Raw genomic sequence first — 12,223 nt, 5'->3', positions numbered from 1 at the left:
GGCGCGGGGCCGTTAGCGGTCCCGGGCTTTCTGGTCATGGAGCGAGGATAATTCATGTTGCAGATGCGTGCTGCCGCCGTCTTCTTTGCGCTTTGCGCGGCGATGACCGGCTGCAAATTCGTCAAGACGGCTGACCAGCAGGCGCAGGCCGCCGCCCAAGCCTTTGATCCCGACCGGCTGGTCTCCGGCTCCTGGGAGAGCAAGGTGCTGCCATACCTCAAGGAGCGCGCCGGCTCGTTTGAGGAGGTCACGGCGCTGATTGCCTCCAATCCGGATGCTGCCGCCCAGAAATTCGGCCACAAGGAAAGGGGCGGTACTGCTCCCTGGACCTATGCGGCGACGGTGAAGGGCAGGATCGTTACGGCGGAGACGCAATCGCGAGCCGCTTATGTCGAGGTAGACATCAATGGCGACGGCAAGCCGGACCTGCGCGTGGCAATCGGTCCGGCTATTCGCGGAACCGCCTTGCGCGACAGTCTCGGCTTCGTCAATTTCAATGAATTCAAGAACCAGATCGACTGGGCGCAATATGGCAAATCCTTCAACACCTATGTGAACGCAAACGTGCTGGAAAGGCTGCCGCGCGATGGCCTGGTCGGCAAGCGACTTGACGCGCTCGGTGCCTTCCCGCAGCCGTCTTCCGGCGAACTGCCGCAATTCGTGCCGGTCACGATCACGGTTGGGGGCTGATAATGGGCCAAACCGAAAACGACGATATCATTCTGGAACTGCGCGATGTGACGAAGGCCTATTCGGGCATTGTCGCCCTGAAAAAAGCCGATCTGAAGCTGAGGCGCGGCGCGGTCAATGTGCTTGTCGGTGAAAACGGCGCCGGAAAATCCACTATGATGCGCATCATTGCCGGCGTCGAGCGCCCGACGCTGGGCGAAATCTGGATGGATGGTCAGCGTATCCAGCTTGCCTCACCAACTGATGCAGTGCGCCATGGTATCGGTATCGTGTTTCAGGAGCTGAACCTGTTCGGCAACCTGACTGTTGCCGAAAACATTTTTGCCACCCGCGAGCTGACACGCGGCCTGTTCGGCATTGATCATAAAGCGCAGGTGACGAAAGCCAATGAGTTTCTCGATCGGCTGGAAGCGGGCATTGCCGCCGATACGTTGGTGGAAGACCTGCCGATCGGCCAGCAGCAGCTGGTGGAAATCGCCCGCGCCGTCTCGCTCGATACCCGCATCCTGATCCTTGACGAACCGACTTCGGCGCTGAGTGCTGCCGAAGTGGACGTGCTGTTTCGCGTCATTGCGGAATTGAAGGCGCAAGGGGTTGCCATCGTCTACATCTCGCACCGTCTGGAAGAGCTGATGCGCATCGGTGATTACATTACCGTGCTGAAGGACGGACAGATCACCGGCAATGCCAAGGTCAGGGACGTTGATACCGCCTGGATCGTGCGTTCGATGATTGGCTCGGATGCCAAGGATTTTGCAAAGGATGTCAGCCATACGCTGGGTGATGAGGTCATCCGCCTTGAGGATATCAGCCTGGCACGGGCAAGCGGCGGGCTTGCCGTGGATCATGTGTCGCTGTCGGTGCGCAAGGGAGAAATCCTCGGGATCTACGGCCTGATGGGCGCCGGGCGCAGCGAGCTGTTTGAATGCATCATCGGCCGCCACAGCCATTCGAAGGGCCGGATCTATATCGATAGCAAGGAACTTCTGGCCCGCGACCCGACCGGGCGCATCGCCCATGGCATTGCACTGATCCCCGAGGACCGGCAGCGGGAAGGCCTGGTGCAATGCCTGTCGATTGCCGAAAACCTGTCGCTGGCAAGCCTTGGCCAGTTCGTGCGTTTCGGCTTCCATATCGACCGGGCACTGGAAGGCGAGGCCATTGCCAATGCCATCCGCAGCCTGTCGATCAAGGCACGCAACCCGGCTTTCGAGGTGACCTCGATGTCGGGCGGAAACCAGCAGAAAGTGGTGATCGGCAAGGCACTGATGACCGGGCCGAAAGTGCTGCTGATGGACGAGCCGAGTCGGGGTATCGACGTTGGCGCCAAGGCCGATGTTTTCCGCACCATGCGCAAGCTTGCCGGCGAGGGGCTGGCGATCCTGTTTTCGACCTCGGATCTCGATGAGGTTATGGCCCTGTCCGACCGCATCGCGGTGATGAGCAGCGGGCGTCTCGTCTGCGTCATGGATCGTGCGGATGCCAGCGAAGACATTATCGTGAAAGCCTCGAGTGAGGGACACAAGACCAAAAGGATGCATGCGAGATGACGACGGCGACCCCCATGGCAACGGCTTTGCCGTCCAGCAGCGGCTCGCTGCTGCTGACCGTGATGAAACTGCGAACCTTTATCGCGCTGATCGCGGTGATCATCTTCTTCTCGATCTTTGCGCCGAACTTCCTGTCCACGGCCAACATGATCCTGATGTCGAAACACGCGACGCAAAACGCGTTTCTGGCCATCGGCATGACCTTTGTCATCGTCACCGGCGGCATCGATCTTTCCGTTGGGTCGATCGTTGGATTGTGCGGCATGATTGCCGGCGGGCTCATCCTCAACGGTATCGACCTGCCGATGGGCTACACCGTATATTTCAACATTCTGGAAGTGGCCATTATGGTCACCGTGGTCGGCATTGCCATCGGTGCCCTGAATGGGCTGCTGATCACGCGCCTCAATGTGGCTCCCTTCATCGCAACGCTTGGCATGCTTTACGTGGCGCGCGGTGCCGCCCTTTTGTTTTCCGATGGCCAGACCCTGCCGAACCTTGCCGGCAAACCGGAGCTTGGCAATACCGGCTATGCCATTTTCGGGTCCGGTACCTTACTTGGCATTCCCGTTTCGATCTGGATGCTGGTGGTCGTGGCGCTGGGCGCTGCCTATTTCGCCCGCTTCGTGCCGCTGGGGCGGCATATCTTTGCCGTGGGCGGCAATGAGCGGGCATCGCGCATGTCGGGTATCCGCGTCGATCGGGTGAAGATGTTCGTCTACATGTTCTCGGGCTTTTGTGCCGCACTGGTCGGGCTCGTCATTTCGTCCGAACTGATGGCTGCCCATCCGGCAACCGGCACCAACCTGGAGCTGAACGCCATTGCTGCAGCGGTTCTGGGCGGTACGTCCATGTCCGGCGGGCGCGGCACAATCGGCGGAACCATCGTCGGCGCCTTTGTTATCGGTATTCTGTCGGATGGGCTGGTGATGATGGGCGTGTCTTCCTTCTGGCAAATGGTCATCAAGGGGCTTGTCATCATCATCGCCGTGGTGGTTGACCAGGCGCAGCGCAAGCTGCAGGCCCGCGTGACATTGATGCAGATGGCAAAACAGGGATAAGCGGTATGGCAGAGCTTCTTGGAGCCCTGATCGGGTGCGGATTTTTCGCCGTCAACCAGATGCATTGCTGGGCGCATGTGCAGGGCGCCGATATTGTCGCCATCTGTGATCGCGATCCGCAACGCCTGGCGATCGTGGGCGACCAGTTCGGCATTGCGCGCCGCTACACGGATGCAGCCGCGATGTTTGCCGATGGCGGCTTTGATTTCGTCGATATTGCAACGACCGTGCAGAGCCACCGCGCGCTGGTGGAGATGGCGGCGGCCCACAAGGTTCCGGCCATTTGCCAGAAACCCTTTGCGCCAAGCCTTGTCGATGCCAAGGCCATGGTGGCCGTGACAAAGGCGGCCGGCATTGCCCTGATGATCCACGAGAACTTCCGCTGGCAGACGCCGATCCAGGCGGTGCGCAAGGTGCTGGACGGCGGCGCTATCGGCACGCCGTTCTGGGGGCGGTTTTCCTTCCGCTCCGGCTTCGATGTGTTTGCCGCCCAACCCTATCTTGGCGAAGCACCACGCTTCATCATCGAGGATCTCGGCATCCATACATTGGATATTGCCCGCTATATCCTCGGCGATGTGCAATCTTTGACGGCGCGGACAAGGCGGATCAACCCGAAGATCAAGGGCGAGGATGTGGCAACCATTCTTCTCGATCATGATAGCGGCGCGACCTCCATCGTCGATGTGAGCTATGCCACGCACCTGCAGACGGAGCCCTTTCCTGAAACGCTGATCGAGCTGGATGGCAGTGAGGGAACTCTGCGCCTGACGCAAGGCTACGGCCTGACGGTTACGAATGGCAATGGCACGGTCACGACCGATGTATCGCCGGCACTTTTGCCCTTCGCCTCACGGCCTTGGCACAATATCCAGGAAAGCGTGCTCCTCATCCAGCAGCACTGGGTGGATGCACTGAAGGCAGGAACCGAGACGTCGACATCCGGTGCCGATAACCTGAAGACATTCGCGCTGGTGGAAGCGGCCTATCAAAGTGCGGCATCCGGCCAGGTGGTGGAGATCGGGACGTTGCTCGCATGAGCCATGACCCTGCAACAGATCGCGCCTTCAGGCTTTTCGGGACAAGGGTTGCGGAACCACAGGTCCAGGTGCTTGGCGCCGGGCGGATGAGCGTGCAATTGGTCGGCGGTGGGCTTCGGAAGATTGCCTATGACGGCATAGAGGTGTTGCGCGCCATCGCCTTTGTGGTGCGCGACCGCGACTGGGGCACCTACAGTCCGGCGATCACGGATCTGACGATTGAAGAGGGTGCGCAGATAACCTGCGTCTCCTACCGCGCGCTCTGCCACGGCCCAGAATCCACCCTGCTGTCGATCAGCGTTTCGATTGCGCTTGCGGCACATGGCGGCCTTACCTTTCGCGCCGAGGCCGAGACGCCGACCGGCTTTGAAACCAATCGCTGCGGCTTTTGCGTGTTGCATCCGATCCTCGGTCTCGCGGGTTCGCCGGTCATCGTCGAGCACGTCGATGGCCGGCTGCAAAATGCCGATCTGCCATTCCTGATCGAGCCATGGCAGCCGTTTCAGGACATTCGCGCGCTCACCCATCAGGTGATGCCAGGCGTTGACGCGCAATGCCGGATGGAGGGCGACACGTTCGAGATGGAGGACCAGAGAAACTGGTCGGATGCCTCCTACAAGACCTATGTGAGACCACTGGCTTTGCCGTGGCCCTATGAGATTGCCGTGGGGCAGACCGTCTTGCAGGCCGTTACCTTGACGGTCACCGACACGCGAGGAGAGGTGCCGCCGGCTGAGAGCCATGCGGACCAGCCCATTCACCTCACTTGGGGCGAGGATCTGGGACGCTTGCCGGAAATTGGGCTTGTGGTAACGCCAGAAGAGGCGAAGTCAGCGTGCGCGGCATTAGCGGCCTACGGCGCTTTTGGCGCGACAGGCCTGCTTTTGCATTTCGACCCGGAAGCGGGCCATGGCTTCTCGGATATACAGGCGTTTGCAACGCTTGCCGCGTCATTTTCCAGCACCACCAGCCTGGAGATTGCGCTCCCCTGCCAACGTCCGCTTGCCGAGGAACTCGGCGAAATCGCCCGTTTTGTGGCCGATGCCGGTCTGCGGCTCGATGCGGTCATGGTGTCGCCTTCTGTTGATCGGCAATCGACGCCGCCCGGCAGTCGCTGGCCGGATTGCCCGGCGCTCGAGGCTGTTTATGCGGCGGCAAGAGCCGCCTTTCCGGACGTTCAACTGGGCGGCGGTATGCTGAGCTATTTCACGGAAATCAACCGCAAGCGCGTTCCCGCCGAGCCACTCGATTTCATCAGCCATGCCACCAACCCTATCGTGCACGCCGCCGATGACACAAGCGTCATGCAGACGCTGGAGGCGCTGCCGTTCATCGGAGCGTCGGTGAGGGCCATCTATGGGCAAAAGCCCTATCGTATGGGGCCGTCTACCATTGCCATGCGCCAGAACCCCTATGGCAGCCGCACGATGGACAATCCAAACGGCGAGAGAATTGCCATGGCCAGCCGCGATCCGCGCCACAATGGCCTGTTCGGCGCAGCCTTCGCCGTGGGGTCTGCGGCCGCTTTTGTTGGCGCAGGGCTGGAGCAGTTGACGCTTGCTGCGCTGACCGGCCCCTTCGGTCTCTTTGCCGGACCGCAAGAACCGGTGCCGGAGGGAACCATCCGGCCGATCGGGCGCAGTATCGAACTGCTCGCCTCTATGGCCGGCTGGAAGGCGCGCGCGGTCAGGGCCGGCTCATCGCGCGATCTTCTGGCCTTTGGTGGGCGGTGCGATGATGGCCGCTGCGCTCTCATGCTGGTCAACGTCACGGGATCTACGCTGAAGGTCGATTGCCAAGATCTTGGCATCACCGACATGGCAAGCATGGTGATGCTGGATGAGGCCAGCATGGTTGCGGCTGCATCCCATGGCCTTGAGGAGCGCAATGTTCCGGCCTCGCAGCTTTCGCTGATGCCCTATGCCGTGGTGAAGATCGTCTGGGAGGCGGCGTAAACTGCGGCTATTTGCGGTTCTTCAGGGCATAGAGTGCGCGCGAGCGTTCCAGATGCTTGATCATCGCCTGTTCGGCAACATCGGCATCGCGCGATTCAATCGCCCGGATGATTTCCTCGTGCTCGGTGAGGGTGAAGTTCTCGCGGCCCGTCCAGATCAGCATTTCCGAATGATAGGCCTTTAGCCAGCCGAGCATGGCGCCGCTGACGGCAACAAAGATCGGATTGCCGGAGATCCTGGCAATGCATTGGTGGAATTCCATATCGGCTTCGATGAAGGCATCGGCATCGCCGAGATTCTGCACCTGGCGCTGAAGTAGCGCTTCCAGTTCGGCGATATGGTCCGGGGTTGCCTTCACGGCGGCTTCGCGGATCATGCCGCGTTCAAAGAAGATCCGCGCGCTCTTCAGGTGTTCCAGCGTATCGGCAGAACCCGAAAGCATCAGCTTTGCCGGAAGATCGACCTGGCGGATGATGGATTCGGCAGTGATGCGCAGCACCTTGGCGCGTTCTCCTTGGGAGATTTCCACCAGGCCCTTGCTGGCCAGCGCCTGCATGGCCTCGCGGATCGCCGGACGACCGACGCCATAGCGTTCCATCAACTCACGCTCGGACGGCATTTCATCGCCGGCGCGCAACTCGCCACTTTCGATCAGAAATTTGAGCCGGGCAAAAACCTCGTCAGCAATTTTCCTGCGCAGGATGGGTTCGGAAACGATGCTCATGGGTCACCTGATGTCAACGCTTCTGAATAGCAGTTGAAGCCATTGGCGCAACGACTTTTTCGTGCTGTGGCTTGCAATCACATAAATACTCATTATACCAGCTAATGAGCTTTCACAAGGTCAGCCCAGGAACACGGAGGGAGAAGACGTGATCCGTTTGACATATCGGATTGAAACGCCGGGCTCCGTTGAAGCCATGGGCGCCAAGATCGCCAGCGATCAGTCCACAGGGACATTTGTTGCTCTGCCGGGAGAGACCGAGGCGCTGAAGGCGCGTGTCGCTGCCCGTGTCACGGCTGTGCGTCCACTGCCGCCTGCATCTTCGGCCTCGTTTCCCGACGAGGCTGGCACCGCAACGCAGTTCAATCGCGCTGATGTCGATATCGAGTTTCCGCTGGATGCCGTCGGTGTCGATCTTTCCGCGCTGATGACGATAGCCATAGGCGGCGTGTTTTCGATCAAGGGTATGACCGGCATTCGCATTGTCGACATGCAACTGCCGCCGGAATTTGCTGTAGCCCATCTCGGCCCACAGTTCGGCGTTTCCGGCAGTCTTGCGCTGACGGGTGTGACGGGCCGGCCGATTATCGGTACCATCGTCAAGCCGGCGCTCGGGCTTCGGCCACATGAGACGGCGGAGATGGTCGCTGAACTGCTCGATGCTGGCGTCGACTTCATCAAGGACGACGAGAAACTGATGAGCCCCGCCTATTCTCCGCTGAAGGAGCGGGTGGCTGCCATCATGCCGCGTATTCTCGATCACGAGCAGAAGACCGGCAAGAAGGTGATGTATGCCTTCGGCATCAGCCATGCCGATCCGGATGAGATGATGCGCAATCACGATCTGGTTCTGGCTGCCGGTGGCAACTGCGCCGTCGTCAATATCCAGTCCATCGGCTTTGGCGGCATGTCCTTTCTGCGCAAGCGTTCCGGTCTTGTGCTGCATGCGCACCGCAATGGCTGGGATATCCTGACGCGCCACCAGGGGCTCGGCTTCGAGTTCTCGGTCTGGCAGCAGTTCTGGCGCCTGCTCGGCGTCGATCAGTTCCAGATCAACGGTATTGGCGTCAAATACTGGGAGCCGGACGAGAGTTTTGCGCGGTCCTATCAGGCGGTGACCAAGCCGATGTTTTCGCCGGATGATGTCGTGCTGCCGGTGATTGGCTCCGGCCAATGGGGAGGGCAGGCGCCGGATACGATTGCCGTGACCGGCGGCTCGACGGACCTCCTCTATCTTTGCGGCGGCGGCATTGTCAGCCATCCGGGCGGTCCGGGCGCAGGGGTGCGGGCGGTTCGTCAGGCCTGGGAAGCGGCGGTCGCCGGCATTCCACTTGCGGTTTACGCCAAGGACTATGTGGAACTTGCCCAATCGATCGACAAGTTCTCTGACGGCAAGGCGGCATAATCGATGACGCGTCCGCTGATTTCCTATTATGGCGATGATTTCACCGGTTCGACCGATGTGATGGAGGCGCTTGCCTCACACGGGATCGAGACAGTTCTTTTTCTGCAAGAGCCGGATGAGGCGTTGATGCAGCGCTTTGCCGGCGCGCGTGCCTATGGTCTGGCCGGCACCAGCCGCAGCCAGTCACCGAACTGGATGGAGACGCATCTGCGCACAGGCTTCCAGTGGCTGAAGACGCTGAATGCCGAGCTTTGCCACTATAAGGTCTGCTCCACCTTCGATTCCTCCGTTGAGATGGGCAATATCGGCCGGGCCATCGAGATAGGCAGGGCGGTATTTGGCGCAAAGACCGTGCCGCTCATTGTCGGTGCGCCGCAGATCCGCCGCTACACGGCGTTTGGCGAATTATTCGCCGCCTATCAGGGCCGCAACTACCGCATTGACCGGCATCCGGTCATGTCCCGCCATCCGGTGACGCCGATGAAGGAGGCCAATATCCTTCGCCATCTGGCGCATCAGACTTCTCTTTCTGCAGCGCATCTGGACAATGTCGCGCTGATGGCGGGCGAGGAGCCGGAAAAGGCATACATGCTGCTGATCGATGTCCTCGATACAGCAACGCAAAAGGCGGCTGGATCCTTGCTGTGGAAGCAGTTGCGCCAGACGGGCAGTACTTTCGTCTGCGGTTCCTCCGGTGTGGAATATGCGCTGATCCCGGCCTGGCTTGCTGCGGGTCTGATCGGCGAGAAACCTGTCTTTGAGGCACCCGGTCCCGTTGATCGCCTGGCGGTGGTGTCCGGCAGTGTGTCGCCCACCACGGAGCGGCAGATCCGCCATGCGCTTTCGGATGGCTTTGATGGCGTGGCGCTTGATCCCGTGGCGCTCTCCGGTGACGAAAGCGAGGCGCGGATCGCCGATGCCGTTAGCGCCGGCCTTTCATCCCTAGAAGCCGGCCGAAGCGTAGTGCTCTATACGGCCCTTGGACCAGAGGCAGACCGAGGGGCGGCGCTTGATCAATCCGGCACTGCCCGCCATCGGCTGGGCCGGGCACTTGGTCGCATCCAGGTGGAACTCGTGTCGCGTGCCGGTCTTTCTCGCGCGGTGGTGGCCGGTGGCGACACGTCCAGCCATGCTCTGGGTGAAATGGGCATTGCCGCACTCACTCTGAAATTGCCTTTGCCGCAGACGCCCGGCTCGCCGCTCTGCGTGGCGCATGGCGGCCCCGTTGATGGGCTTCAGATCGCGCTGAAGGGCGGGCAGGTGGGCAATGACGATTACTTCTCGATGATCCGGGCGGGAGGATTTTCCGCAACTGATCAAAAGCACATGATTGAACGATCGGGAACAGCCGCATGATCACGCCGCATATGTGGATCGGCACCAGCTGGAAGATGAATAAGACGCTGGCAGAGGCGCAAGCGTTTGCGGCCGGCCTGAAGGCTGCCGATGCCGGACGTGATCCCCACATCCAGCGCTTCGTCATTCCGCCCTTCACGACCGTGCGCGAAGTGAAGGCGATGCTTGCGGACACATCCGTGAAGGTCGGTGCGCAGAATATGCATTGGGCCGATGACGGCGCCTGGACGGGTGAGATCTCGGCCCCGATGCTGAAAGATTGCCATCTCGACATTGTCGAGCTTGGCCATTCGGAACGCCGGGCGCATTTCGGCGAGACGGATGAAACCATTGGGTTGAAGGTCGAGGCTGCGGTGCGACACGGGCTCATCCCGCTGATCTGTATTGGCGAGACATTGGCTGAGCGGGAAGCAGGATGTACTGCCAAGGTTCTCGAAACGCAGGTTCGCGGCGCGCTGGGCAAGCTTGCCGGCGCAGAGAAACAGGCTGAAATCCTGCTGGCCTATGAGCCTGTCTGGGCCATCGGCGTCAACGGCATTCCGGCAAGCTCGGATTATGCCGATGCCCGGCAGGCCGAAATCATTGCAGTGGCGCAAGATGTCCTCGGGCGCCCTGTGCCCTGCCTCTACGGGGGCTCGGTCAATGCGCAAAACTGCCAAGAGTTAATTGCCTGCCCGCATGTCGACGGGCTTTTCATCGGGCGCTCTGCCTGGAATGTCGAAGGCTATCTCGACATTCTGGCCAGATGCGCCGCCAGTTTCTGAGCAGGAGCAGATCATGAAGATTGCAGTGGCCGGTGACAGCGCCGGAGAAGGTTTGGCGAAGATCCTTGCAGAGCATCTGCAGGCAAAGCATGACGTGTCGGATATCTCGCGCACGCCAGTCGGTGCCGATGCTTTCTATGCCGATATTTCGGACCGAGTGGCCAATGAGGTGCTGGCGGGCACATATGACCGTGCCATCCTTGTCTGTGGCACTGGTATCGGCGTGTGCATTTCCGCCAACAAGGTACCGGGTATCCGTGCCGCGCTGACGCATGATACCTATTCGGCGGAACGGGCGGCGCTTTCCAACAATGCGCAGATCATCACCATGGGTGCACGCGTCATCGGTCCGGAACTGGCCAAGACCATTGCCGATGCTTTCCTGGCGCAGGTGTTTGATCAAAACGGCCGCTCCGCATCGAATGTGCAGGCGATCAACGATGTGGATGCAAAATACCATCTTCGCTGAGACGAAGTTGGCCTGGATTGCGCCGAAGGCTCCGCCTGAAAACTCCATGTTGATAGACCTCATGGGAACTCGACCGCGCCCACACGGTTCGCCGATCGCGTGGGTTGACTGGCGCTGATTGGATGGCAGCTATACCCAGAGAGGCGGTGTGTCCGAGGCGTTGCCGGGTTTCGGCTTTGGTTTCGGCTTTGGCTTGTTCTCGGGCAATCCAAGATGATGAGCTTCGTGTCCTGTCGGCTTGTGGGCGCCGTCGATCTGCCGGCAGCCCACGAAGCAACGGACGGCGCAGCGGATCGCGGGCGTGCCGGAGCCGATTTCTCCTGACGGTTCTGGGGTTTCTTCCTCGTCATCATCAGTCTGGCCGGCGAGTCGTTGCTCAAATCCCCACAGCGTCTGAATGACCTCACTGATGTCGTCATCCGGCTCCCAGCTGATTATGCTCTGGCCCTTGGCCTCGTCTGTCACTTCGATCATGATTGAGTCGGCACCGCCGGCGTCGAAGAAGAACTTGTTGCGAAATCCAATCGCCAGCACAGATTGCAGTTCGGCATCAATGATAAGCTTGCGAATTGCAGAAAGAACCGAACCCTCTTCAAGGATGTCCGCGATTCTTTGGGGTCTGGTGAATACGGATCTGCTTGAATACTCGGCACTTGCCAGTCCGAAATCCGTGACTGCCAGCATGTTTGGCAGGAAATCGGAGGCTTCATCCCGCTGTGTTCGTGCTGTGACAAGCGCCCTGCTACCTGCTGCGCGCGTATCGTATTCCAACATCATTGACCCTGCGTCCATCCGGAGATGTCGATGCAGAAGACGCAAGCAGACAACGTCCTGAAGCCCCGCGAGAATTACCAGGCCGCCAATTTCCCGCATGACGGCGATAGTCTCCTCCAGATCTGTCCAAAGCGCTCTGTCGGCTTCGATTGGTCCGGCAAGCTGATTATAGTTTTCCGGTAGTACTGGCCTGATCTCCATGCGTTGACTCCCTTTCTGGTGTCACACTGAGTTCGTGCAGCTACAGTCTGTTGATACCCGCTGTTCTGCTCTCATCGGGCAGTAGAATTTTAACAATAGCTCATATTCTCCTTTGTACCACTGCTACTTTGAAGTCGGGCTGTTTTGGCTTTGTCGCACCGCATGAGGGGATGCATGCACAGACTGACTGGTATCCAACAATTGACCAACGTCATGCTTGGTGAGCCCGGCGAA

Annotated in this window: 11 protein-coding genes; 9 read left to right on the top strand and 2 right to left on the bottom strand. The window is 60.0% G+C overall.

Translation table 11 applies throughout. The features are described from left to right. The first annotated feature begins 54 nt into the window (after positions 1–54). The 5 genes from E8M77_RS07585 to E8M77_RS07565 are packed head-to-tail and all read left to right on the top strand — an operon-like array spanning position 55 to position 6,296. A complete protein-coding gene (locus E8M77_RS07585) occupies positions 55–690 on the top strand; it encodes a DUF2291 domain-containing protein (protein ID WP_137130028.1) in 636 nt (211 codons plus the stop codon). Positions 691–692: 2 nt separating this feature from the next. Continuing rightward, positions 693–2,240 (top strand): sugar ABC transporter ATP-binding protein, encoded by a 1,548-nt coding sequence (locus tag E8M77_RS07580; RefSeq protein ID WP_137130027.1) that lies wholly within the window; start codon positions 693–695, stop codon positions 2,238–2,240. Further along, positions 2,237–3,301 (top strand): ABC transporter permease, encoded by a 1,065-nt coding sequence (locus E8M77_RS07575; protein WP_137130026.1) that lies wholly within the window; start codon positions 2,237–2,239, stop codon positions 3,299–3,301. Before E8M77_RS07580 ends, E8M77_RS07575 begins: the two co-directional genes overlap by 4 nt. Before the next feature lie 5 nt (positions 3,302–3,306). Then, positions 3,307–4,341, top strand: a complete 1,035-nt coding sequence (locus E8M77_RS07570; RefSeq protein WP_137130025.1) for a Gfo/Idh/MocA family oxidoreductase — start codon at positions 3,307–3,309, stop codon at positions 4,339–4,341. Then, positions 4,338–6,296, top strand: a complete 1,959-nt coding sequence (locus E8M77_RS07565; RefSeq protein WP_137130024.1) for a hypothetical protein — start codon at positions 4,338–4,340, stop codon at positions 6,294–6,296. The genes E8M77_RS07570 and E8M77_RS07565 overlap by 4 nt, the downstream gene beginning before the upstream one ends. Positions 6,297–6,303: 7 nt before the next feature. Here the strand turns inward: E8M77_RS07565 and E8M77_RS07560 are convergent, their stop codons facing one another. After that, positions 6,304–7,020: a transcriptional regulator NanR gene (locus E8M77_RS07560; protein WP_137130023.1), complete on the bottom strand. Its 717-nt coding sequence runs from the start codon at positions 7,018–7,020 to the stop codon at positions 6,304–6,306. A 148-nt stretch (positions 7,021–7,168) separates the two neighbouring features. Between E8M77_RS07560 and oiaX the strand changes: the two genes are divergently transcribed. The 4 genes from oiaX to E8M77_RS07540 are packed head-to-tail and all read left to right on the top strand — an operon-like array spanning position 7,169 to position 11,014. Further along, positions 7,169–8,425, top strand: coding sequence for a 3-oxo-isoapionate-4-phosphate decarboxylase OiaX (oiaX, locus tag E8M77_RS07555; protein ID WP_137130022.1), 1,257 nt, complete (start codon positions 7,169–7,171; stop codon positions 8,423–8,425). 3 nt (positions 8,426–8,428) lie between these two features. Further along, complete coding sequence (locus E8M77_RS07550) at positions 8,429–9,781, top strand: four-carbon acid sugar kinase family protein (protein ID WP_137130021.1); 1,353 nt, start codon at positions 8,429–8,431, stop codon at positions 9,779–9,781. Next, the gene (locus E8M77_RS07545; RefSeq protein ID WP_137130020.1) at positions 9,778–10,545 is read left to right on the top strand and encodes a triose-phosphate isomerase; all 768 of its coding nucleotides are present in this window, start codon (positions 9,778–9,780) and stop codon (positions 10,543–10,545) included. The genes E8M77_RS07550 and E8M77_RS07545 overlap by 4 nt, the downstream gene beginning before the upstream one ends. A 13-nt stretch (positions 10,546–10,558) precedes the next feature. Next, positions 10,559–11,014, top strand: coding sequence for an RpiB/LacA/LacB family sugar-phosphate isomerase (locus tag E8M77_RS07540; RefSeq protein ID WP_137130019.1), 456 nt, complete (start codon positions 10,559–10,561; stop codon positions 11,012–11,014). A gap of 129 nt (positions 11,015–11,143) precedes the next feature. On the opposite strand, the gene E8M77_RS07535 is transcribed toward E8M77_RS07540, so the two are convergent. After that, positions 11,144–11,989 (bottom strand): hypothetical protein, encoded by an 846-nt coding sequence (locus E8M77_RS07535; protein ID WP_137130018.1) that lies wholly within the window; start codon positions 11,987–11,989, stop codon positions 11,144–11,146. Between the last annotated feature and the right edge of the window lie 234 nt (positions 11,990–12,223).

Origin of the sequence: Rhizobium sp. FY34 (assembly GCF_005222845.1) — a bacterium.
Lineage (GTDB): Bacteria > Pseudomonadota > Alphaproteobacteria > Rhizobiales > Rhizobiaceae > Neorhizobium.
The sequence above is the reverse complement of the archived record's forward strand: the minus strand, read 5'-3'. Positions and strand labels throughout refer to the sequence as shown.

Bases quoted from the DNA above. Each gene is read 5' to 3' on its own strand.
- E8M77_RS07570 (WP_137130025.1), top strand. From the start codon at position 3,307: ATGGCAGAGCTTCTTGGAGCCCTGATCGGGTGCGGATTTTTCGCCGTC.
- E8M77_RS07550 (WP_137130021.1), top strand. From the start codon at position 8,429: ATGACGCGTCCGCTGATTTCCTATTATGGCGATGATTTCACCGGTTCG.
- E8M77_RS07575 (WP_137130026.1), top strand. From the start codon at position 2,237: ATGACGACGGCGACCCCCATGGCAACGGCTTTGCCGTCCAGCAGCGGC.
- E8M77_RS07585 (WP_137130028.1), top strand. From the start codon at position 55: ATGTTGCAGATGCGTGCTGCCGCCGTCTTCTTTGCGCTTTGCGCGGCG.
- E8M77_RS07565 (WP_137130024.1), top strand. From the start codon at position 4,338: ATGAGCCATGACCCTGCAACAGATCGCGCCTTCAGGCTTTTCGGGACA.
- E8M77_RS07535 (WP_137130018.1), bottom strand. From the start codon at position 11,989: ATGGAGATCAGGCCAGTACTACCGGAAAACTATAATCAGCTTGCCGGA.
- E8M77_RS07560 (WP_137130023.1), bottom strand. From the start codon at position 7,020: ATGAGCATCGTTTCCGAACCCATCCTGCGCAGGAAAATTGCTGACGAG.
- E8M77_RS07545 (WP_137130020.1), top strand. From the start codon at position 9,778: ATGATCACGCCGCATATGTGGATCGGCACCAGCTGGAAGATGAATAAG.
- E8M77_RS07540 (WP_137130019.1), top strand. From the start codon at position 10,559: ATGAAGATTGCAGTGGCCGGTGACAGCGCCGGAGAAGGTTTGGCGAAG.
- E8M77_RS07580 (WP_137130027.1), top strand. From the start codon at position 693: ATGGGCCAAACCGAAAACGACGATATCATTCTGGAACTGCGCGATGTG.